Source organism: Massilia alkalitolerans DSM 17462 (assembly GCF_000427785.1).
In the GTDB taxonomy this organism is placed as follows: Bacteria; Pseudomonadota; Gammaproteobacteria; order Burkholderiales; family Burkholderiaceae_D; genus Telluria; species Telluria alkalitolerans.
In genome coordinates this window covers 142,840-163,075 of sequence record NZ_ATYR01000004.1, presented here as the reverse complement: position 1 = coordinate 163,075, position 20,236 = coordinate 142,840, and the positions used below count along the sequence as shown (strand labels likewise).

Here is a 20,236-nt window from a genome sequence, read left to right as displayed (position 1 = left end):
CATACGTGGCTAGGATAACAACCCAAGACCCAAGCCATGTCCACTGAATTTGAACAAGCCCGCAGCAAGCGCCTGGCCCAGCTGCGCAGCGCAATGGCGCGTGCCGGCATCGACGCCTTTGTCGTGCCGTCGAGCGACCCGCACCTGTCGGAATACCTGCCGGGGCACTGGAAGGGCAGGGAGTGGCTGTCGGGCTTCACCGGCTCGGTCGGCACCTTCATCGCCACCGCCAACTTTGCCGGCGTGTGGACTGATGGCCGCTACTGGACCCAGGCCGAGACCGAGCTGGCCGGCAGCGAGATCGCCCTGATGAAGATTCCGGGCGCGGCAAGCCAGATGCACGTGGACTGGCTGGCGGCGAACCTGACCAGTGGCCAGACCGTCGCGGTGGATGCGCGTGTGCTCGGCCTGGCCGGCGCGCGCCTCTTGTCGGACGCACTGTCGGCCAAGGGCATCGCGCTGCGTACCGATATCGACCTGCTCGACGAGGTCTGGCAGGACCGCCCGGCATTGCCGGCCGACCCGGTGTTCGAGCACCTGCCGCCCTACGCGACCATGAGCCGCCTTGAGAAGCTGGCTGCGACCCGCGCCGCCATGGAACACCACGGCGCCGGCTTCCACTTTATCTCGACGCTCGACGACATCGCCTACCTGTTCAACCTGCGCGGCGCCGACGTCAGCTTCAATCCGGTGTTCCTGGCGCATGCGCTGATCGGCCGCGCCGATGCGACCCTGTTCGTGGGCGAAGGCAAGGTGCCGGCTGAGGTGCGTGCGCGTCTCGAGTCCGACGGCGTACACCTGGCGCCGTACGCCAATGCCGACACCGCGCTGAGCGCGCTGCCGGACGGCGCCACCCTGCTGCTCGACCCGCGCCGGGTGACCGCCGGCATGCGCGCCGCGGTGGCCCAGGGCGTGAGCGTGGTGGAAGCGATCAACCCGACCACCTTCGCCAAGTCGCGCAAGCTCGATAGCGAAGCGGTCAACGTGCGCGCCGCCATGGAGCAGGACGGCGCGGCGTTGTGCGAATTCTTCTCCTGGCTGGAAGCCGAACTGGCCAACCCGGGCCGCGCCCCGCTCGACGAAGTCGCCATCGACACCCACATCACGGCAGCACGCGCGCGCCGTCCGAACTTCATCAGCCCGAGCTTCTCGACCATCGCCGGCTTCAACAGCAACGGCGCGATCATGCACTACCGCGCCGCGCAAGAGACTTGCGCGACGATCGAGGGCGACGGCCTGCTGCTGATCGATTCGGGCGGCCAGTACCTGGGCGGCACCACCGACATCACGCGCGTGATCCCGGTCGGCACCCCGAGCGAAGCGCAGAAGCGCGACTACACGCTGGTCCTGAAGGGCCTGATCAACCTGTCCGCGACGCGCTTCCCGCGCGGCACCCGTTCGCCGATGCTGGACGCGATCGCGCGCGCGCCGATCTGGGCCGCCGGCATCGACTACGGCCACGGCACCGGCCACGGCGTCGGCTACTTCCTGAACGTGCACGAAGGTCCGCAGACGATTTCTCCGGCCGTGCCGCCGGAGCCGCATACCGCGATGGAGCCGGGCATGATCACCTCGATCGAGCCGGGCATCTACCGCCCGGGCCGCTGGGGCATCCGCATCGAGAACCTGGTGCTGAACCGGGTGGTGGACACTACCGAGTTCGGCGAATACCTGGGCTTCGAGACGCTCACCCTGTGCCCGATCGACACCCGTCCACTGGATCGCTCGCTGCTGCGCGAAGACGAGATCGCGTGGCTGAACGCCTACCACGCCACGGTGCGTGCGCGCCTCGAGCCGATTGTCGCCGGCGCGGCGCGCGACTGGCTCATCGAACGGACGGAGGCGATCTGATGGCGAGCTCCCGTTCCACCCGCGCCAGCGCGGCGGTCGAGCGTCTCAAGAAGCGCACCGGGAATGCCGCGTATTCGATGGCGCGCACCGGCGACGGGCTGTTCTACCTGTCCGAAGCCGCTGGCGCGCCCGCGCTCAATGCGCCGCTCGAGCTGGACGACTTCGTCGCCTTCGTGAACGGCCTCGGCCCGCAGGAGGTCAAGCGGATCAGCAAGCACGACGAAGCGTTCGAGAAGCAGCTGGTGCGCAAGAAGCCGGGAGCGTAGCGACCCGCCATGCCTTCGAACCCGCTGCTGACCGCCTACTGGTCCGAACCCAGCATCATCACCAATGGCCTGATCCTGCTGCACCTGGCCGGCGCGCTGGCGCTCGGCCTGCTGGTCGGCTATGAACGCGCCTACCACGGCCGCGCCGCCGGCATGCGCACCTATGGCCTGGTGTGCATGGCCTCGGCCGCGCTGACCATCCTGGCCGGCTACCCGGACTTCTGGTACGGCGGCCATGGCGGCGTGCTGGCGCCGGTCGACCCGACCCGCATCATCCAGGGCGTGGTGACCGGCATCGGCTTCCTCGGCGCCGGCGTCATCATGCGCGAAGGCTTCAACATCAGCGGCCTGACCACGGCCGCCTCGATCTGGGCCTCGTCCGCGATCGGCATCCTGGTCGGCGTCGGCTTCTACCTGGCGGCCATGGGCCTGGCCTTCTTCTCGGGCATGATCATGATCTACCTGAACCGCCTGGAAACCATCCTGCCTTCGCGCCATGCGGTGGCGGTGCGCATGCGCTTCAAGCCGCAGGTGATGCCGCGCGAAGAGATCCTGCGCCAGGCCGCGCTCGAGCGCGGCTACGAGATCGCGGGCAGCTCGCTCACCATCAGCAGCGACGAAGGCCGCCAGGAATGGCGCTTCGTGGCGCTGGCGCTGTCGAACCGCAGCGGCGCGCCCTTGTCGGAACTGGCACAGGAGCTGGCCGCCTTCGAGGGACTGGAAGCCTTCCAGCTGTCGCATGCCCGTAATTAAGAAAAATCCAACAACAATAAATTGGTTTATTCAGAACTGGGGGTCATCAATGCAAGCACAAGACGTTCTCGATTTCTGGTTCCTGCCGGAAGGCAGCGAAGGCCATGGCAAACAGCGCATCGAATGGTTCCGCAAGGACGAGGCCTTCGATGCGGCGCTGCGCGAGCGCTTCGGCGCCCTCATCCACCAGGCGCTGGCGGGCGGGCTGCGCGAATGGGACGAGCTCGGGCCGCGCGGCGCGCTGGCGCGCATCCTCGTGCTCGACCAGTTCACCCGCAACGCCTTCCGCGGCAAGCCGGAATCCTTCGCCGGCGACACGCTGGCGCTGGCCAGCGCGCAGCAGCTGGTGGACTCGGGCGAGCATCTGACGCTCTCTCCGGTCGAGCGCCAGTTCGCCTACATGCCCTTCGAGCACGCGGAGGACGCGCGCATGCAGGAGCAAGCCGTGACCCTGTTCACCGAGCTGGCCGGCCAGCACGAAGGCTTCGCCGAGGCGCTGGATTACGCACACCGCCACCGCGGCGTGATCGCCCGCTTCGGCCGTTTCCCGCACCGTAACACCATCCTCGGCCGCGCCTCGTCGCCGGAAGAGCTGGCCTACCTCGCGCTTCCCGGCTCCGGTTTCTGAGGTGGCGACGCTGAACCTGGTCGGCGCCGGCCACGTCGGCCGGGCGCTTGCGCGCCTGTTCGCGTCCGGCGGCGCCTTCACCGTGCAGGACGTCCTGACCCGCAACGCTGCCAGCGCCCGCGAGGCGGTCGATTTCATCGGCGCCGGCCAGGCCTGCACCACGCTCGCGCAGATGCGCCCGGCCCAGGTGTGGATGCTGGCCGTGGGCGACGACGCCATCGTGCCGGCCAACGAAGCCCTGGCGACGCACGGGCAGCTGGCGGGAGCGATCGTGTTCCACTGCAGCGGCGCCAAGGCCTCCGGCGAATTGCAGGCGGCGCGCGCGGCCGGCGCCCACGTCGCCAGCGTGCATCCGGTGCGCAGCTTCGCCGACCCGCAAGCCGTGGCTGCGGATTTCGCCGGCACCTTCTGCGGCATCGAGGGCGACGAGGAAGCGCTGGGGCTGCTGGAGCCGGCCTTTGCGGCGATCGGCGCGCGCCTGGTGCGTATCGACCCGGCCGCCAAGACGGTCTACCACGCGGCCGCCGTGTTCGCGTCGAATTACCTGGTGACGGTGGTCGACGCCGCCCTGCGCGCCTATGAAGCGGCCGGCGTGCCGGCGGAGGTGGCGCGCGAACTGGCGCGGCCGCTCGCTACGGAAGCCCTGGCTAACGTGTTCCGCCTGGGCCCTGAGGCGGCGCTCAGCGGACCGGTGGCGCGCGGCGACTTCGCCACGGTGGCGCGCCAACAGGAGGCGGTCATGCGCTGGGATGCCGCCACCGGCCGCCTGTACGAAGCGCTGGTGCCGCCGACCGTCGAGCTGGCGCGCCGCAAGCGCGGCGAATCCTGAACTTATCCAGGGCTTGTCCAGCGCTTTTCCAAGGGATATCCCACCGCTTATCCAGCGCTTGTCCAGGTCTTATCCAAGGCTTATCCACGCGCTTTTCCCCGGTTTTTCCAAGGCCTTTCCATGTTCTTATCCAAAGCTTTATCCACAGGAGTTCCGATGTTCTTCACCGCCTGGGCCACCCTGGCCGCGCTCGGTGTCTATTTCTGGACCGGCGTAAATGCCGGCCGTGCCCGCATCCGCCACGATGTGCCAGCGCCGATGATGGAAGGGCCGGAAGAGTTCCTGCGCTGCCAGCGCGTACAGGCCAATACCCTCGAACAACTGCCCCTGGTGCTGGTGCCGCTGTGGCTGTGCGCCTTCTACCTGGGCGACCTGTGGGCGGCGGCTGGCGGCCTGCTGTGGTGCCTGGGCCGCATCGCCTATGCGCTCGGCTATTACCGCGACCCGGCGAAGCGCGAACTGGGGTTTATTACGGGAATGCTGGCTTGCGCGTTGTTAATTGGCGGCACCGTATGGGGCCTGTTACTGCGCTAACGCCAAAAAAGTGCATACAGTGATCGACAAAGTTCCCGCAGAGCAATAAGCTAGGACGCTGATACCAATAACCGTCCGCCCGCCAGCATGGCCGCGCGGGCAACAGGAGAAGGAGAACCTATGCTGTTCCTGAAGAGCACCAGCGTCACCAAGGCCCCGGGGATCTATGAAGTCGACGTTGCCGCCAAACCGCCGGGCAAGACCTTCGGTGTTTTCCTGGCGACCGATCCGGACAATCCGCCGCAAACCGTGCTGGCGGGCCTGGCCGAACTCGGCTTCAGGAACACCCACCAGCAGAGCTATGTCCACAAGGACAAGGGCAAGGTGCTGGACCTGCACTTCCAGAAGGACGGCACCGACCTGTTCAACGGCTGGAAAGCCGAGGAATGCAAGGCCAACCTGGCGGCGATCGAAGCCCTGTTCGGCAATGTCGGCGTCACGGTGACGCCGCGCGTCATGAGCCTGGCCGAAGCCTACGCCTGATCCGCTAATACCTCGATGTGATACAGCGCCCAGGGGCAAGCCCCGAAGCGCTCCCTGACCGGCCGCGCCGCCATTGCCGGCACGCGGTCCGCGTCGTACACCGCCCACAAGGGCCCCAATCCACCCAGCGCCATCGGCTGCCCGTCGAGATGGGTCGCGACGATGAATTTCCAGGCACGCAGCTGGCCCATCGGGACGGCGGCGGCATAGCCGTCCACCGCACGCAAGAGGACCTTGCCGGTGTCGCCGGGACGCACACCGGCCAGGGCCAGTACCTCAAGCAGCAGCGGTCCGCGCAGGGTATGCGGCTTGCCGTCGTATTCCAGCGTCGGCCGGATCGTCTGGACCGGCAAGGCCGCGATCGCCGCGAAATCCAGCGCCAAGGCGCGCGTGAATGCCAGCTTCTGCTTGAACATCATCTGGTCGCGTACCGGGTCGAGGCCAGCGCGGTTGCTGCGCTTGATATCACCCGTGATGGTGAGCAGGGCAGGTCCGCCGGCCGGCGCCGGGGCCGGTGCGGCAATGGCGGGCAGGGCGCTGGAGGCAAGTGCCGCGCCCAGGAAGTGACGTTTGTCCATGCGAAAATGCGTGGTGGCGGAAAACCGTCATCATAGCCACAGATATTGCACAATGGACTTGTTTACCTCAGCCTGCACGCTTGCCCCGATTCCCATTCGCGATGGGGAACTGGCCTTCCTGCCCCAGTTGCCACTGCCCTGGCCGAACGAGGTGGTGCTGGCGCGCCTGATCGAAGAAACCGCCTGGCGCGAGGAAAGCGTCGTCGTCTATGGCAAGCGCCACCTGCAGCCGCGCCTGAGCGCCTGGCATGGCGAGAAGGGCTACCGCTATTCGGGCCTGAGCCTGGCGCCGCTCCCGTTCACGCCGCTGCTCGATACCATCCGCCGGGCAGTCGAGGCGGTCACCGGCCGGCGCTACAACAGCGTGCTCCTGAACTATTACCGCGACGGCCGAGACAGCATGGGCATGCACAGCGACGACGAGCCCGAGCTGGGCTCGCAGCCGGCCATCGCCTCGCTCAGCTTCGGCGCGACCAGGCCCTTCATCCTGCGCCACAAACACACGAAAGAGACCCTGAAACTGCCGCTGACGGACGGCAGCCTGCTGTTCATGGCTGGCCCGATGCAGGCCAACTGGATGCACGGGATCAACAAAACGGCCAAGCCCGTCGGCGCACGCCTGAACCTAACTTTCCGCAACATCGTCTAATCAGCACGCTACTTTCCGTATCTTTTCGGAGAATTATCTAACGCTTGAGTCAGTAATTTACAACTGCTTACAGTTTTTACGGCCCTGGGACTTTAATAAAGCGAAACCGATGCTACCTTGGCAGTATCGCGATTCAATGGGAATCGCGAACCAGCCAAAGTAAAAGGATTCGCATGAAAAAGCTCATCGTTGCACTGATCGCATCCGCGGCCGCCATGTCGGCGGCCCAGGCCCAGACCACAGCGCCACGCGCCTATGTCGGCGCCGGTGTGGCAAGCGCCGATCATGATTTCAAGATGTCCGGCGCGACCAATGTCGATACCGAAGGCTACAAGGCCTCCGGCAAGATTTTCGGCGGCTATGAGTTCGACCAGAACTGGGGTGTCGAAGCGGGCTATACCGATTTCCGCAAGTCGGACGTCAACTATTCGATCGGCGGCGTGAACAACCGCGGCGAGACCGATGGTCACGCTTTCTACCTGGCGGCCAAGGCCACCCTGCCGGTCAACGAACAGTTCTCGGTCTACGGCAAGCTCGGCGCGGCGCGCACCAAGAGCGAGCTGGAACTGATCAATGCCTCGCAAAACATGAGCCGCAGCAAGACCGAGGCTTATGGCGCGCTCGGCGCGGAGTACAAGCTGAACCAGAACGTGTCGCTGATCGGCGAATACGAGCGCTATGGCAAGAGCAAGGACTTCGGCGCGAAGGCCGACGTCTGGACCATCGGCGCCAAGTACGCTTTCTAAACGTCCATCGCTCCAACGACAAAAGGCCCTGCGGGGCCTTTTGTTTTTCCTACAAACGCGCGTAGCCGTGCGGCTGCGGCCGGTGCACCCAGGGCGGCACGACCAGTTCCGGCGCCGGCATCGCGTGGCCGGCATTGACGAAGCGATGCAGCGAAGACCACGGCCACTCGCGCGGATGGCTGCAGAAGCCGTGCCGTACCGCATCGAGGTGGGTGTAGTCGACCAGTGCCGCGTACTCGTCGTCGTCGCCGACCCGGTAGTGCTGGTAGTGGCGTTCCCAGATCGTGCCGTCGGTCGCCTCCGGCATGGTGGACTTGCGCAAGGCCTTGGAAAAGGCGATCTTGACCGCGCGCCAGCGGCTCGAGCAGTCGTGGTCGCCCGGCGGCAGCGTCCACATCGCATGCGCATGGTCCGGCAGGACCACCCAGGCATCGACATGGAAGGGCTTGCGCACGCGCGCCAGGCGCATCGCTTCACCAAAGGCGGAGATATGGTCTGTCAACAAGGTGCTGCCGCGTTCGAGCAGTCGCACCGTGAAAAAGAAGGTCCCGCCCGGGACGCGGTTGTTGCGGTAATCAATCATAGGCTCCGTCAGTCCCTGCCTTGCAAAGGCAGCGGACATCGCCGGCCATCCGGCCCAATCGCCAAGGATTTTACACACGACGGTTTCGAAGCCGCGTTCGTTTCCGGTGATAAAAAAACCCCGCAAAGCGGGGTTTTCTTTTATATAACAAACACTTACTGATGAGCTCAGGTCGTGAGCGGCTTGTAGCGGATACGCTTCGGCTTGGCGCCTTCTTCGCCCAGGCGCTTCTTCTTGTCGGCTTCGTATTCCTGATAGTTACCGTCGAAGAAGGTCACCTGCGAGTTACCTTCGAAGGCCAGGATGTGGGTCGCGATGCGGTCCAGGAACCAGCGGTCGTGCGAGATCACCATCACGCTGCCGGCGAACTCGAGCAGGGCGTCTTCCAGCGCGCGCAGGGTCTCCACGTCGAGGTCGTTCGACGGTTCGTCCAGCAGCAGCACGTTGCCGCCTTGCAGCAGGGTCTTGGCCAGGTGCAGGCGGCCGCGTTCGCCGCCCGACAGGTTGCCGACCACCTTCTGCTGGTCGGAACCCTTGAAGTTGAAGCGGCCGAGATAGGCGCGCGACGGCATCTCGAAGCGGCCCACGCTCAGCATGTCGGCGCCGCCGGTGACGTCCTCGAACACGGTCTTGTTGTTGGCCAGCTCGTCGCGGCTCTGGTCGACCAGCGAGACCTTGGCGGTCTTGCCGATCACGACTTCGCCGCTGTCCGGCTGCTCTTTGCCGGCGATCATCTTGAACAGGGTCGACTTACCGGCGCCGTTCGGGCCGATGATGCCGACGATCGCGCCCGGCGGCACGGTGAAGGACAGGTTGTCGATCAGCAGGCGGTCGCCGAAGGCCTTCGAGACGTTCTTGAACTCGATGACTTCGTTGCCCAGGCGCTCGGCCACGGGAATGAAGATCTCCTGGGTCTCGTTGCGCTTCTGGTATTCGAATTCGCTCAGCTCGTTGAAGCGGGCCAGGCGGGCCTTGGACTTGGCCTGGCGTGCCTTCGGGTTCTGGCGCGCCCACTCGAGTTCCTTGGCCAGCGCCTTCTGGCGTGCCGATTCGGTCGCTTCTTCCTGCTTCAGGCGCGCCTGTTTCTGGTCCAGCCACGAGGAGTAATTGCCCTTCCATGGGATGCCCGAACCGCGGTCCAGTTCCAGGATCCATTCGGCGGCGTTGTCGAGGAAGTAGCGGTCGTGGGTAATGCCGACCACGGTGCCCGGGAAGCGCAGCAGGAACTGCTCCAGCCACTCGACCGATTCGGCGTCCAGGTGGTTGGTCGGTTCGTCCAGCAGCAGCATGTCCGGCTTCGAGAGCAGCAGCTTGCACAGCGCCACGCGGCGCTTCTCGCCGCCCGACAGCACGGCGATCTTCGCGTCCCACGGCGGCAGGCGCAGCGCGTCGGCGGCCATTTCCAGTTGCAGATTCAGGTTGCCGCCGTCCGACGACGAGATGATGGCTTCCAGGCGCTCCTGTTCCTTGGCCAGGGCATCGAAGTCCGCGTCTTCTTCCGCATAGGCGGCGTACACGGCTTCCAGCTTGGCTTGCGCCTCGAAGGCTTCGCCCAGGCCGCTTTCCACTTCCTGGCGCACGGTCTTTTCCGGATCGAGCTGCGGTTCCTGCGGCAGGTAGCCGATGTTCAGGCCCGGCATCGGCCGCGCTTCGCCCTGGATGTCGGTGTCGATGCCGGCCATGATCTTCAGCAGGGTCGACTTGCCCGAGCCGTTCAGGCCCAGCACGCCGATCTTCGCACCCGGGAAGAAGGACAGGGAAATATCTTTCAGGATTTGACGTTTTGGCGGGACGATTTTGCCCACGCGATTCATGGTATAGACGTAATTGGCCATGCTTTAACTCTGGTGTTGTTTAAGGTGCAGAGGATACGACAGAACCCGCGCCCGAGATAGGACTTTCGTCTGTCCGGGCGCGGGGCGGAATCAGCCTGCCTGCGCGGCGCGGCTTGCCGCGCTCCGGTTGCGCCACAGGCCTTCGCCGGCAAACAGCGCCAGCGCGGCCCAGATCATCAGGAAGCCGACCAGGCGGTCGCTGCTGAAGGCTTCGTGGAACAGCCACACGCCCAGCAGGAACTGGATGGTCGGCGACAGGTACTGCAGCAGGCCCAGGATCGACAGCGGGATCTTGCGCGCGCCGGTCGCGAACAGCAGCAGCGGGATCGCCGTGATCGGACCGGCCATGATCAGCAGGATGCGGGTCGAGTCCAGCGGCGCGTTCAGGAAGGCGTTGTCGCCGGTGACGGTCAGCCAGCCGACATAGGCGGCCGCGAACGGGAACAGCACCATGGTCTCGAAGGACAGGCCCTCGAGCGCGCCGAGCGCCGCGGTCTTGCGCAGCAGGCCGTAGCCGCCGAAGGACGCGGCCAGGAACAGCGCGATCCAGGGTACCGAACCCGACTGCCAGGTGAGCCAGCCCACGCCCAGCGCGGCGATCGCGATGGCGCACCATTGCGCCGGACGCATGCGTTCCTTCAGCAGCAGGTAGCCGAACATGATGTTCACCAGCGGATTGATGAAGTAGCCGAGGCTGGCCTCGATCACGTGCCCATTCTTCACCGCCCAGATGTACACCAGCCAGTTGGCCGAGAGCAGGAGGGCGGAGGCGACGAAGCTCCAGAACACGCGCGGCTGGCGTACCTGAGATAACCATTTCCACTGGCGCCGCAAGGCCAGCACAAGAAGGAGAAAAGCAAGTGACCACAGCACCCGGTGCGCCAGGATCTGCACCGGCGGCACGTCGCCGAGCGCATGGAAATAAATAGGGAACAGCCCCCAGCACAGGAAGGCGAGGGCGGCGGACAGGATACCGGAGCGCATGGGGAAAAGGAGGGCGATTGCTGAGGTGACATTATCCCTGATGCGCAGTTTCTCTGCAGGCGCAACCAGTTTTTAGAGGATGTACTATCAATACGAAATCTTCTTGCAATTTTCTTGCTGTTATTTTATGGTGCGCTGCACCAATAACAAAACCATGGTGCAAACTTGAGTACCGAAAACAAGAAGAGCAGTGTCGCGGCGCTGACGCTGGCCGCCATCGGCATCGTCTACGGCGATATCGGCACCAGCCCTCTCTACACCCTGCGCGCGATCTTCCACCACGAGCACGGCCTCCCCCTCAACACCCCCAACATCCTCGGCATCATTTCCCTGATCTTCTGGAGCCTGACGATCATCGTCTCGCTCAAGTACGTCACGCTGGTGCTGCGCGCCGACAACCGTGGCGAAGGCGGCATCATGGCCTTGATGGCCCTGGCCACCAATTCGGTCACCAAGGCCTCGCGCTGGCATTTCCCGCTCCTGGTGATCGGCGTGCTGGGCGCCACCATGTTCTACGGCGACAGCGTGATCACGCCGGCGATCTCGGTGCTGGGCGCGATCGAGGGCCTGGAAGTGGCGGCGCCCGGCATGTCGCACTACGTGGTGCCGCTGGCGGTGGTGGTGCTGGTGCTTCTCTACAGCGTGCAGCGCCACGGCACCGCCGGCATCGGCCGCTTCTTCGGGCCGGTCATGCTGGTCTGGTTCATCGCGCTGGCGACCATGGGCGTCATCAACATCATCGCCACGCCGGTGATCCTGAACGCGCTCAATCCCTACCATGCGCTGCACTTCATGCTCGAGAACAAGCTGCTCGCTTTCGTGGCGCTGGGCGCGGTGGTGCTGGCGATCACCGGGGCCGAGGCCCTGTACGCCGACATGGGCCATTTCGGGCGCAAGCCGATCCGCCTGGCCTGGTTTGCGATCGCCTACCCGGCCCTGGTGCTGAACTACCTCGGCCAGGGCGGCCTCCTGATCAACGATCCGAGCGCGGTCGAGAATCCCTTCTTCCACCAGCTCGGCACCTGGAGCGTGATCCCGCTGGTGATCCTGTCGACCATGGCGGCCGTGATCGCGTCGCAGGCGACCATCTCCGGCACCTATTCGATGACCAAGCAGGCGATCGCGCTGGGCCTGCTGCCGCGCATGCGCATCCTGCACACCTCGGAAAGCGAGATCGGCCAGATCTACATCCCGGCCGTCAACTGGCTGCAGCTGGCCATCGTGCTGATCGCCGTGATCGGCTTCGGTTCCTCTGACGGGCTGGCCGGCGCCTACGGCATCGCCGTGACCGCGACCATGATGGCGACCACCATCCTGACCTTCTTCGTCACCCGCTACCGCTGGCACCTGCCGCTGGTGGTGTGCGTGGGCGCGACCGGCTTCTTCCTGGTGATCGACGTGCTGCTGTTCTCGTCGACCACGCTCAAGCTCTTGCACGGCGGCTGGTTCCCGCTGCTGCTCGGCACCATCCTGCTGACCCTGATGCTGACCTGGAAGCGCGGCCGCGAGCTGGTGTTCGAGAACCTGGAAAAGCATGCGATCCCGCTGGACGCCTTCATGGAGTCGCTGTTCGTGGCGCCGCCGGCGCGCGTGCCGGGCACCGCGCTGTTCCTGCGCGGCGAGAGCGACGGCGTGCCGCATGCGCTGCTGCACAACCTGTCGCACAACAAGGTCCTGCACGAGCGCGTCGTCTTCCTCACGGTGCACATGCGCGAAGTGCCCTGGGTGCCGGCGGAAGAGCAGGTCGAGGTGGTGGAGCTCGGCCACAACTGCTTCCAGCTCGACGTCCAGTACGGCTTCAAGGACGAGCCGGACATCCCCGGCATCCTGCGCCAGTGCGGCGGACTGGGCTTGACCTTCGAGATGATGGAGACCTCCTTCTTCATCGCGCGCCAGACCGTGATCTCGGCCCCGGGCGGCGGCATGGCGCCATGGCGCGAGCACCTGTTCGTGATGTTGTCGCGCAATGCGCGTGCCGCGGCCGATTATTACCAGATCCCGCCCAACCGCGTCATCGAGCTCGGCACGCAGGTGGAGATTTAAGTCCCTCATTACAGAAAAATACAAAAGGCGGACAGTCCAGGGATAGACGCCCGTGGAGGGCTCGGGTAAGGTGCAGAGTTTCGCTGCATAAACTTTCTGCACCTCCGTACCCAAGGACCCGCCCCATGAAACTGAAGTTCCCCCTGATCGCCGCTTTTGTCGTCATCCTGAGCCTGACCGCCTGCGGCGGCGGTGGCGACGATTCCAGTTCGCCTGTTGTCAACCCGAACAACCCGACCGCACTGGTCAAGACCGACAACGTCCTGGGCACCGGCGCGGAAGCCGTCAACGGCAAGACCGCCACCGTCACCTATACCCTGTGGCTGTACAACACGGCGATCGCCGACCACAAGGGCACCCAGCTCGAGTCGAACAGCTTCTCCTTCCTGCTGGGCTCGACGAGCGTCATCCCTGGCTTCCAGCAGGGCGTGCTCGGCATGAAAGTGGGCGGCAAGCGCACCATCGAAGTGCCGGCAAGCCTGGGCTATGGCGATAAAGGCTCGAACGGCATTCCGGGCGGCAATGGCCTGATCTTCGAGATCACCCTGACCAAGATCGAGTAAGGTCTTGCTGGCCAGGACCGGGGCGCTGCCCCGGTTTTTTTTTGCGCGCACGCCTGCGCTGGCGCACAGGCCGGGTCCGCTTCATGCCTGAAGCTGCTGATCCCGACGAAGCTCCCGTGCGCCATGCGAACCCTTCTTTTCCTCCCTGTCTTCTTCTTTTATTCATCGTCCGCCGGCACGGCGGCGCCCACGGCGCCCCCGGCATGCCTGCCGCTGCCCGCGGTGCAGGGCGAGCCGGACGGCTGGTTGCTGCTGGCGGGGCTGGTCGTGTGCTTGGCGGGGCGGCTGGCGGCGCAGCGGAACTGATGAGTCGCTAATACGCTACTCAGCCAGAAGCCGATTACGCTCTGAAGAAATGAGATTTTGGACATTGATCTATCTCAAACCTGCTGGCTCGGCTATTCGAGATGCTGAAAGTCCTCTTCACTCAAGCATCAAAGGAAAGTCATGCGTCATTCCCTGCTCGCCCTCGTCCTGTCCTCCTCGCTTGCCGCTCCGCTCACCGCGCACAGCCAGACTCTCTACAAAATGACCTTCCTCCCGCCCGACACCACGCCCCACGCCATCGACGCCAGCGGGCGCATCGTCGGCGTCGGAGCCGACGGCCGCGGCTTCCTGTGGGCGCGCGGCGTGCTCACACGCCTGGGCACGCTCGGCGGCAACGGGAGCGCGGCCGCGGCCATCGGCGCGAACGCCCAGGTTGCCGGTTCGTCGGAGGCGAAGAACGGGTTGTCCCACGCCTTCATGTACCAGGGCGGCGTGCTGCGCGACCTCGGCATGCTGAACGGCCGGCCGAGCTTCGGCACGGCCATCAATGCGAGCGGCCAGGTGGCCGGGTACGCACTGGACCGCAACGGCAACGACCGCGCCTTCGTGGTTTCCGGCGGCAAGATGAGCGCGATCGGCAGCCTCGGCAGCGGTGTCGCGCGCGCGACCGGGATCAACGGCACCGGCACCGTGGCCGGCATGTCCTTCCTGCGCGGTTTCACGGCCCAGCACGCCTTTACGTACGCGAACGGCGTGATGAAGGACCTCGGGACGCTCGGCGGCCCCACCAGCACGGCCGCGGCCATCAACGAGCGCGGCGAGGTGGCCGGCATGAGCTTCGTGAACGACGACGTCCAGCACGCCTTCCTGTACCGCGGCGGCGCGATGCTCGACATCGGCTCGCTCGGCGGCCCCTACACCGACGCGCGGGCCCTGAACAATGCCGGGATGGTGGTCGGCTACTCGACCCAGGCGAACCACGTGCCCGGCGCGAGTTTTTCGCACGCCTTCCTGTACCGCGACGGCGTGATGCATGACCTGAACGACCTGGTCGCCAAGCGCGGCATCTGGACGGTGCTCGATGCGGTCGGCATCAACGACGCCCAGCAGATCGCCGCCTATGCCTGCACCCTCTACGGCGAATGCCGCGCGGTGCTGCTCGAGCTCTGAGCTCGCCTGAGCTAGCGCAGAGTGTCCATCCATGCATGCCTCAAGCTTGTGATTCAGATAAGGCTAAAGCGAACATGGATGGAAAAACTTTTCGCGGCTGCTTGCTGGTCCTGCTGGCCTGCCCGGTCCTGGCAATGGCAGAACCCATCTACTCGGCCATGAACGATGAAGGCGACATCGTCGGCAATACGGTTGCGGGCGTGGGACAGATGGCGGGCGCCTTGACCTGCGAAGAGGCTGATGCCCTTTGGACCGGGTACGCTTTCCTGTACCGGGATGGGGCCTTTGTCGACCCGGGCAGCCCCGGAGGCTGGGACAGCCTCCCCTACGAGATCAAGGATGACCAGCACATCCTCGGCAAGGCCTGCCGGGACGGCGATTGCCTGTCGGTGCAGCCGGACCCGGTCTCCGCGGTGCCCGAGCCGGGCAGCTATGCGTTGCTGACGGCCGGACTGGTGCTGCTGGCGGGGTGGCGCAGCTCGGGCAGGCGGGAAAGCCTGCGCTTTTCCTAGCGCAGCATATCGATGTGCATGATGCCGTCTTCGTCATACGGCGCGGAGACGGTCTCGAAGCCGAAGCCCTGGTAGAACTTTTCCAGGTATTGCTGGGCGCCGATGCGGATGCGGTGGCCCGGATAGAGCGCTTCGGCGCGCGCGATGCCCTCAAGCAGCAGGGCGCGCCCGGCGCCGCTGCCGCGCGCGGCCTTGGTCGTGATGACGCGGCCGAGCGACATCTCCTGGTATTTCACGCCCGGGCCCAGCACGCGCAGGTAGGCGGCCAGCCGGCGCTCGCCGTCGACCGTGCGCCAGCCCAGCAGGTGGTGCGCCACGGGGTCGAGCCCGTCGATGTCGGGATAGAGGCAGGTCTGCTCGAGGATGAACACGTCCTGGCGCTGGGCCAGCACGGCGTACAGCTCGGCGGGAGTGAGGTCGTTGAAATGGGAGAACTGCCAGTCGATCATGGGATAAGTCGGGATGGTGGGGCCGCGCGGCGGGACGCTCACGCGGCGGTTTCGAAACCTTCGAGGATGCTGACGGCGCCCGTGCCGCCGCCCTCGAACACGAAGGTGGTGGGCAGGCCGAGATGGGCAATGCGCTCGCCGATGCGCAGGAAGTCGCCGCCCTGCAGGCCGAAGCCCGGGGCGAGGCCGCCCAGCGAGACCACCAGGGCCTCGGGCCGGAACATGGCCAGCTTGACGCAGGCCGTTTCCAGCGCCGCGAGCCAGGGGCCGCTGCCGCACTCCGGAGGCAGCGGCAGGTTCATGTTGGCGCCCAGCCCCGCACCCACGCCCTGTTCGCCGGCATGGCCGGCATAGAAAGGGTAGGCCTGGCGCGGGTCCAGGTGGATCGACACGAACAGCACCTCGCTGCGCGCGTAGAAGATGTCCTGGGTACCGTGGCCGTGGTGGCGCGCGATGTCGAGGATCGCTACCCGCGCCAGACCGTCGTCCAGCAGGTGCTGGGCCGCCAGCGCGGCATTGTTCAGGAAGCAGCCGCCGCCGTAGCCTTCGGCGCGCGCATGCTGGCCCGCGGGCCGGGTCAGCGCGAAGCTGGCGCGCTCGCCCACGCGCAGCGCGTGCGCCGCATTGATGGCGCAGTCGGCGCCAGTCCTGGCCGCGGTCCAGGTGCCGCCCGTGATGGGCGTGCGGCCGTCGGACGCGAACAGGCCGAGGCGAGCGAAGAAGTCCTCCGGCTCGGCCTCGCTCGGTGCGCCGCGCGGCGGCCACAGGACCGGCAGCAGCGGCTGGTCGGCGTTCGATGCATCCAGCGCGTTCCACACGCCCGACGCCGTGCGCAGGAAGTGCAGGTAGCGCGGCGTGTGCACGCGCTCGAGCGAGACCAGCGGCACGCCGTGCGGGGTGACGATGCGGCCCAGGCCGCGCCGCTCGAATTCCGCCAGCGTCAGCGCGACCGCGTCAGGCTGCTCGTCCCACGGCGCCGCCGTGGCGCAGGCGCCTTGCCGGGCGTGGTGTTCGTTGTAGAACGTGAGCATGCGCGGGCAAGACGATGCTTATTGGTTGCTGCACAGTTTGCTGCAGTTGTAGGCGGCGACGAAATCGTCGAAGCTGCCGCTGTCCTGGCCTTCGATCGCGGCCTGCTCGTCCACCGACTTGCGGGCCAGTTCGTCGAACAGGGCTTCCTCGGCCGGCATCAAGGGGCTGTCGCGGAAGCTCGCCGCATGCAGCTCGCTCTGGCGCAGGCCGAAGGCGGTGGCCGAGCCGAGGCTGCGGATCTCTTCCAGCACCCGCGCCGACGGGGTCAGCGCCGGATTGATGATCTTGGCCTTCTGCAGGTTGAGCGAGGACTCGTGCACATTGCCTTCGTTGTGCTGGTCGTCGAGCAGTTGCGCCACCGGGCGGATGCGTTCGATGAGTTCCAGTGCCCAGTCCTTGAGCGGCACTTCACTACCGTCGCGGGTGAGCGTGAGGGCCGGGTCGCGGCCTTCCTTGACGGTGCGGGCGAAGTTGCGCGCGTGGACCTGGCCTTCGTGGGCGCTAATCAGGGGGCTTTCCTCGAAGGCGCAGAACAGCAGGAAGGCGTCGAGGAAGCGGCCGGTTTCCAGGCTGATGCCGACTGGCTCGAACGGGTCGACGTCGAGGCAGCGCACCTCGATGTACTGCACCCCGCGGTTGCACAGCGCCTGCACCGGACGCTCGCCGGTGCGGATCACGCGCTTCGGACGGATCGTCGAGTAGTACTCGTTCTCGATCTGCAGCACGTTGGTCGAGAGCTGGATCCACTCGCCATCGCGCTTGGTGCCGAGCGCCGCATACGGTTCGTAAGGCGTGTTCACGGCGGCCATCAGGCTGGTGACGTAGCTTTCCAGGCTGTTCTCGTGCGGGCGCAGGCCGGACTGGGCGTCGTTCTGGTAGCCGAGGTCGCTCATGCGCAGGCTGGTCGCGTAGGGCAGGTAGAGCGTGTCGTCGGATAGCGTCTCGAGCCGGTGCGGGCGGCCGCGCAGGAAGCTGGTGGTCAGGGCCGGGGTGGCGCCGAACAGGTACATCAGGAGCCAGCTGTAGCGACGGAAGTTGCGGATCATCGCGATGTAGCTTTCGGACTGGAAGTCGCGCAGCGCATGGCGGCGTTCTTCCGTGATGCCTTCGCTGGCGGCCACCAGCTGCCACAGTTTTTCCGGCAGCGAGTAGTTGTAGTGGATGCCCGCGATGCACTGCATCGCCTTCCCGTAGCGCAGCGCCAGGCCGCGACGGTAGACGTGCTTGAGCATGCCGATGTTCGACTTGCCGTACCACGCGATCTCGATGTCTTCCTCGGACGGCAGTTCGCCCGGCATCGACACGCTCCACAGCATCTCGTCTTTCAGGCGCGCATGCGCGAAACGGTGGATGGCGTCCAGGTGGTTCAGCACCACGGAGATGTCGTGCTCGGCCGGCGTGATGAATTCCAGCAGGGCTTCGGCATAGTCGGTGGTGATCTGCGGATGGGTCAGTGCGGAACCGAGCTCGACCGGATGTGGGGTGCGCGCCAGGTGGCCGCTGTGGTCGACGCGCAGGGTTTCGCGCTCGATGCCGCGCAGGCCCTGGCCGAGCAGGGCGCGGTGCTCATCGTCGTCGAGCAGGGCCAGGCGGCGCTGTAGTTGGTTCGACTCTGGTTGCATACCCACGGGTGTTTCCTTTCTTTTACTGCCAATTCGATTGGAGCAGAGAGTAACCGAAAAATGCGGAGTGCGTCGGCGACCGCCTCATTCTTTCGAGGAGCCCATGGCAGGGGTGGGCGGCGCCTGTTCGGCCGTGATCCAGCGCTCGACCTGGCGCTGGAGCTCGTCCAGCGGCAGGGCGCCGTTCCCCAGCACCACGTCGTGGAAGCGGCGCAGGTCGAAACGCCGGCCCAGCACGGTGGCGGCGCGCTCGCGCAGCGCGGCGATGCGCAGCTGGCCGATCTTGTAGCCGAGCGCCTGCGCCGGCTGGGCGATGATGCGGTCGACTTCCGCCTCGTTATCGGGCGGCGGATTGGCGGTGTGGGTGTTCAGGTAGTCGATCGCCGCCTTGCGCGACCAGCCCAGCGTGTGGATGCCGGTGTCCACCACCAGCCGCGCCGCGCGCAGCACCTCTTCGTTCAGGTGGCCGAAACGCGAGAACGGGTCGCCGAAGAAACCCAGTTCCGGGCCGAGGCCCTCGGCATAGGTGGCCCAGCCTTCGCCGAAGGCCTGGTACCAGGCGTGGCGGCGGAAGGCCGGCAATGCGAGTTCCTGGGCGCGCGCCACCTGCAGGTGATGGCCCGGCAGCGCTTCGTGCAGGGCCACGCTGTCGACCTGCCAGGCCGGCCGCAGGCCAGGGTGCGACACGTTCACCACCAGCGCGGCGCTGCGGCCTTCGCTGCCGCCTTCGTAATAGGCGAGCGGCTGGCCGGCGCCTTCCGCGGACATCGGCTTGACCGCGATGCCGGCTTCCGGCACCGTCGCCACGACCCGGGGCAGTTTCGCACTGGCGCGCGCCACGGCCTTGCGGTAGCGGGCCAGCAGGGCTTCCTGGTCCGGGAAGAACAGGCGCCGGTCGGTGCGCGCGAAGCTCAGGAACTGCGCCAGGTTGCCGCGAAAACCGGTGCGCGGCACCAGCGCCGCCATCTCGGCGCGCAGGCGGGTGACTTCGCGCAGGCCGATCTCGTGCACCTGGCCCGGGGTCAGGCGCGTGGTAGTGGCATGGCGTACCAGGAAGGCATACCAGTCCGCGCCGCCGGGCAGGCTGGACGCGCCGATGGTCTCGCGCGCCGCCGGCAGGTACTCGGTGCGCACGAACTCCTCCAGCCGGTGCAGGGCCTGGGCGGCATTGCCCAGCGCCGAGATGCCGTCCACCAGCAGCTTGTCCCTTGTCTCCGGCTCGATCGTGGCGGGGATGCGCAGGAAAGGCGCGAACAGCGGGCCCGTGGCGATCTCCTCGTGCAGCGCGCGCAGGGCCGCCGGCACCGGCGCCATCACGGTTTTCGGCTGGGTCCAGCCGGCGGCCATCCCGGCGCGCAGCTGCTCGACCAGGCCGTCTACGTGCGCGGGCAGGGCGGCCAGGCGTCCCAGGTAATTGCGGTAATCAAGCTCGCTGGTGAAGGGCATCGCGGCGACCAGCCGCGGCAGGCGTACCTGCAGGCCGTCGACGCTGCTCAGCGGCTGCGGATCGAAGGGCGTGAAGGCGTCGGCCGCCAGCAGGCGTTCGCGCTGAGCGATGAACAGGTCGTAGGAAATCCGGTCCTGGCCCTCGAGTTCCGCGCGCTCGAGCTGGCGTATTTCGGCGAGGACCTGGCGCGCGTGCTCGGCGGCGGCGGCGCGGGCGGCCAGGCTGGTGTCGCTCAGGCTGGCGTCGAAGCGGTGTTCGCCGATGGTGGTCGCATACTCGGGCTGCTGGCGCAGCTGCCACTGCCATTCGCGCTCGAACAACCGGCGTGCGGCATCCGTCGTCGTATCGGCGGCGCCGCAGACGAAGGGAACAAGCAGGACGATCGAGGCGAACAGTTTGCGCATGCCGGACC

The 20,236-nt window shown here is 66.3% G+C and carries 22 protein-coding genes; 14 read left to right on the top strand and 8 right to left on the bottom strand.

From position 1 onward, the window contains the following. Positions 1–36: 36 nt before the first annotated feature. The 7 genes from YWC_RS0106365 (at position 37) to YWC_RS0106335 (ending at position 5,344) form a co-directional block, all read left to right on the top strand. Positions 37–1,851 carry an aminopeptidase P family protein gene (locus YWC_RS0106365; protein WP_027864619.1) on the top strand — a complete coding sequence of 605 codons (1,815 nt, stop codon included), beginning with the start codon at positions 37–39 and terminating at the stop codon, positions 1,849–1,851. After that, positions 1,851–2,117, top strand: a complete 267-nt coding sequence (locus YWC_RS0106360; RefSeq protein WP_027864618.1) for a hypothetical protein — start codon at positions 1,851–1,853, stop codon at positions 2,115–2,117. Before YWC_RS0106365 ends, YWC_RS0106360 begins: the two co-directional genes overlap by 1 nt. Before the next feature lie 9 nt (positions 2,118–2,126). Continuing rightward, positions 2,127–2,870, top strand: coding sequence for an MgtC/SapB family protein (locus tag YWC_RS0106355; protein ID WP_027864617.1), 744 nt, complete (start codon positions 2,127–2,129; stop codon positions 2,868–2,870). A gap of 49 nt (positions 2,871–2,919) precedes the next feature. Then, on the top strand, positions 2,920–3,498 hold the full coding sequence (locus YWC_RS0106350) for a DUF924 family protein (protein WP_027864616.1): 579 nt from the start codon (positions 2,920–2,922) through the stop codon (positions 3,496–3,498). Between the two features lies 1 nt (position 3,499). Next, a complete protein-coding gene (locus YWC_RS0106345) occupies positions 3,500–4,327 on the top strand; it encodes a Rossmann-like and DUF2520 domain-containing protein (protein WP_027864615.1) in 828 nt (275 codons plus the stop codon). 156 nt (positions 4,328–4,483) lie between these two features. Next, complete coding sequence (locus tag YWC_RS0106340; RefSeq protein ID WP_027864614.1) at positions 4,484–4,861, top strand: MAPEG family protein; 378 nt, start codon at positions 4,484–4,486, stop codon at positions 4,859–4,861. Between the two features lie 120 nt (positions 4,862–4,981). Further along, positions 4,982–5,344 carry a hypothetical protein gene (locus YWC_RS0106335; protein WP_027864613.1) on the top strand — a complete coding sequence of 121 codons (363 nt, stop codon included), beginning with the start codon at positions 4,982–4,984 and terminating at the stop codon, positions 5,342–5,344. Here the strand turns inward: YWC_RS0106335 and YWC_RS0106330 are convergent. Beyond that, positions 5,335–5,922 carry a putative pterin-binding protein gene (locus YWC_RS0106330; RefSeq protein ID WP_027864612.1) on the bottom strand — a complete coding sequence of 196 codons (588 nt, stop codon included), beginning with the start codon at positions 5,920–5,922 and terminating at the stop codon, positions 5,335–5,337. The two genes, YWC_RS0106335 and YWC_RS0106330, sit on opposite strands and share 10 nt — an antisense overlap. A 52-nt stretch (positions 5,923–5,974) precedes the next feature. Here YWC_RS0106330 and YWC_RS0106325 point away from each other — a divergent pair, with 52 nt between their 5' ends. Together YWC_RS0106325 and YWC_RS0106320 are read left to right on the top strand one after the other, a co-directional pair. After that, on the top strand, positions 5,975–6,571 hold the full coding sequence (locus tag YWC_RS0106325) for an alpha-ketoglutarate-dependent dioxygenase AlkB family protein (protein WP_027864611.1): 597 nt from the start codon (positions 5,975–5,977) through the stop codon (positions 6,569–6,571). Between the two features lie 173 nt (positions 6,572–6,744). Next, positions 6,745–7,317: a porin family protein gene (locus YWC_RS0106320; protein ID WP_027864610.1), complete on the top strand. Its 573-nt coding sequence runs from the start codon at positions 6,745–6,747 to the stop codon at positions 7,315–7,317. Between the two features lie 49 nt (positions 7,318–7,366). Here YWC_RS0106320 and YWC_RS0106315 read toward each other — a convergent pair whose 3' ends face one another. From YWC_RS0106315 to rarD, 3 genes are all read right to left on the bottom strand, one after another. Next, entirely contained in the window at positions 7,367–7,900 is a 534-nt protein-coding gene (locus tag YWC_RS0106315; RefSeq protein ID WP_027864609.1) for an REP-associated tyrosine transposase, read from the bottom strand. A gap of 167 nt (positions 7,901–8,067) precedes the next feature. After that, positions 8,068–9,735, bottom strand: a complete 1,668-nt coding sequence (gene ettA / locus YWC_RS0106310; protein ID WP_027864608.1) for an energy-dependent translational throttle protein EttA — start codon at positions 9,733–9,735, stop codon at positions 8,068–8,070. A gap of 90 nt (positions 9,736–9,825) precedes the next feature. Next, positions 9,826–10,719, bottom strand: a complete 894-nt coding sequence (gene rarD, locus YWC_RS0106305) for an EamA family transporter RarD (protein ID WP_027864607.1) — start codon at positions 10,717–10,719, stop codon at positions 9,826–9,828. A gap of 165 nt (positions 10,720–10,884) precedes the next feature. Between rarD and YWC_RS0106300 the strand changes: the two genes are divergently transcribed. From YWC_RS0106300 to YWC_RS0106280, 5 genes are all read left to right on the top strand, one after another. Beyond that, positions 10,885–12,762, top strand: a complete 1,878-nt coding sequence (locus YWC_RS0106300; protein ID WP_027864606.1) for a potassium transporter Kup — start codon at positions 10,885–10,887, stop codon at positions 12,760–12,762. Between the two features lie 125 nt (positions 12,763–12,887). Continuing rightward, a complete protein-coding gene (locus YWC_RS0106295) occupies positions 12,888–13,325 on the top strand; it encodes an FKBP-type peptidyl-prolyl cis-trans isomerase (protein ID WP_027864605.1) in 438 nt (145 codons plus the stop codon). 123 nt (positions 13,326–13,448) lie between these two features. After that, positions 13,449–13,631, top strand: coding sequence for a hypothetical protein (locus YWC_RS28525; protein WP_036213362.1), 183 nt, complete (start codon positions 13,449–13,451; stop codon positions 13,629–13,631). A 141-nt stretch (positions 13,632–13,772) separates the two neighbouring features. Next, complete coding sequence (locus YWC_RS28520; protein WP_051306272.1) at positions 13,773–14,762, top strand: HAF repeat-containing protein; 990 nt, start codon at positions 13,773–13,775, stop codon at positions 14,760–14,762. A 74-nt stretch (positions 14,763–14,836) separates the two neighbouring features. Continuing rightward, positions 14,837–15,274, top strand: coding sequence for a PEP-CTERM sorting domain-containing protein (locus YWC_RS0106280; RefSeq protein WP_169728092.1), 438 nt, complete (start codon positions 14,837–14,839; stop codon positions 15,272–15,274). Here the strand turns inward: YWC_RS0106280 and YWC_RS0106275 are convergent. The 4 genes from YWC_RS0106275 to YWC_RS28515 all read right to left on the bottom strand — a co-directional run bounded on the left by YWC_RS0106275 (position 15,271) and on the right by YWC_RS28515 (position 20,228). Next, positions 15,271–15,723 (bottom strand): GNAT family N-acetyltransferase, encoded by a 453-nt coding sequence (locus YWC_RS0106275; RefSeq protein ID WP_027864602.1) that lies wholly within the window; start codon positions 15,721–15,723, stop codon positions 15,271–15,273. The genes YWC_RS0106280 and YWC_RS0106275 overlap by 4 nt on opposite strands. A 38-nt stretch (positions 15,724–15,761) precedes the next feature. Continuing rightward, entirely contained in the window at positions 15,762–16,754 is a 993-nt protein-coding gene (locus YWC_RS0106270) for an arginase family protein (RefSeq protein ID WP_027864601.1), read from the bottom strand. A gap of 18 nt (positions 16,755–16,772) precedes the next feature. Further along, positions 16,773–18,377, bottom strand: a complete 1,605-nt coding sequence (gene gshA, locus YWC_RS0106265) for a glutamate--cysteine ligase (RefSeq protein ID WP_036213358.1) — start codon at positions 18,375–18,377, stop codon at positions 16,773–16,775. 84 nt (positions 18,378–18,461) lie between these two features. Next, positions 18,462–20,228 carry a DUF885 domain-containing protein gene (locus tag YWC_RS28515; protein ID WP_051306271.1) on the bottom strand — a complete coding sequence of 589 codons (1,767 nt, stop codon included), beginning with the start codon at positions 20,226–20,228 and terminating at the stop codon, positions 18,462–18,464. Positions 20,229–20,236 lie beyond the last annotated feature (8 nt).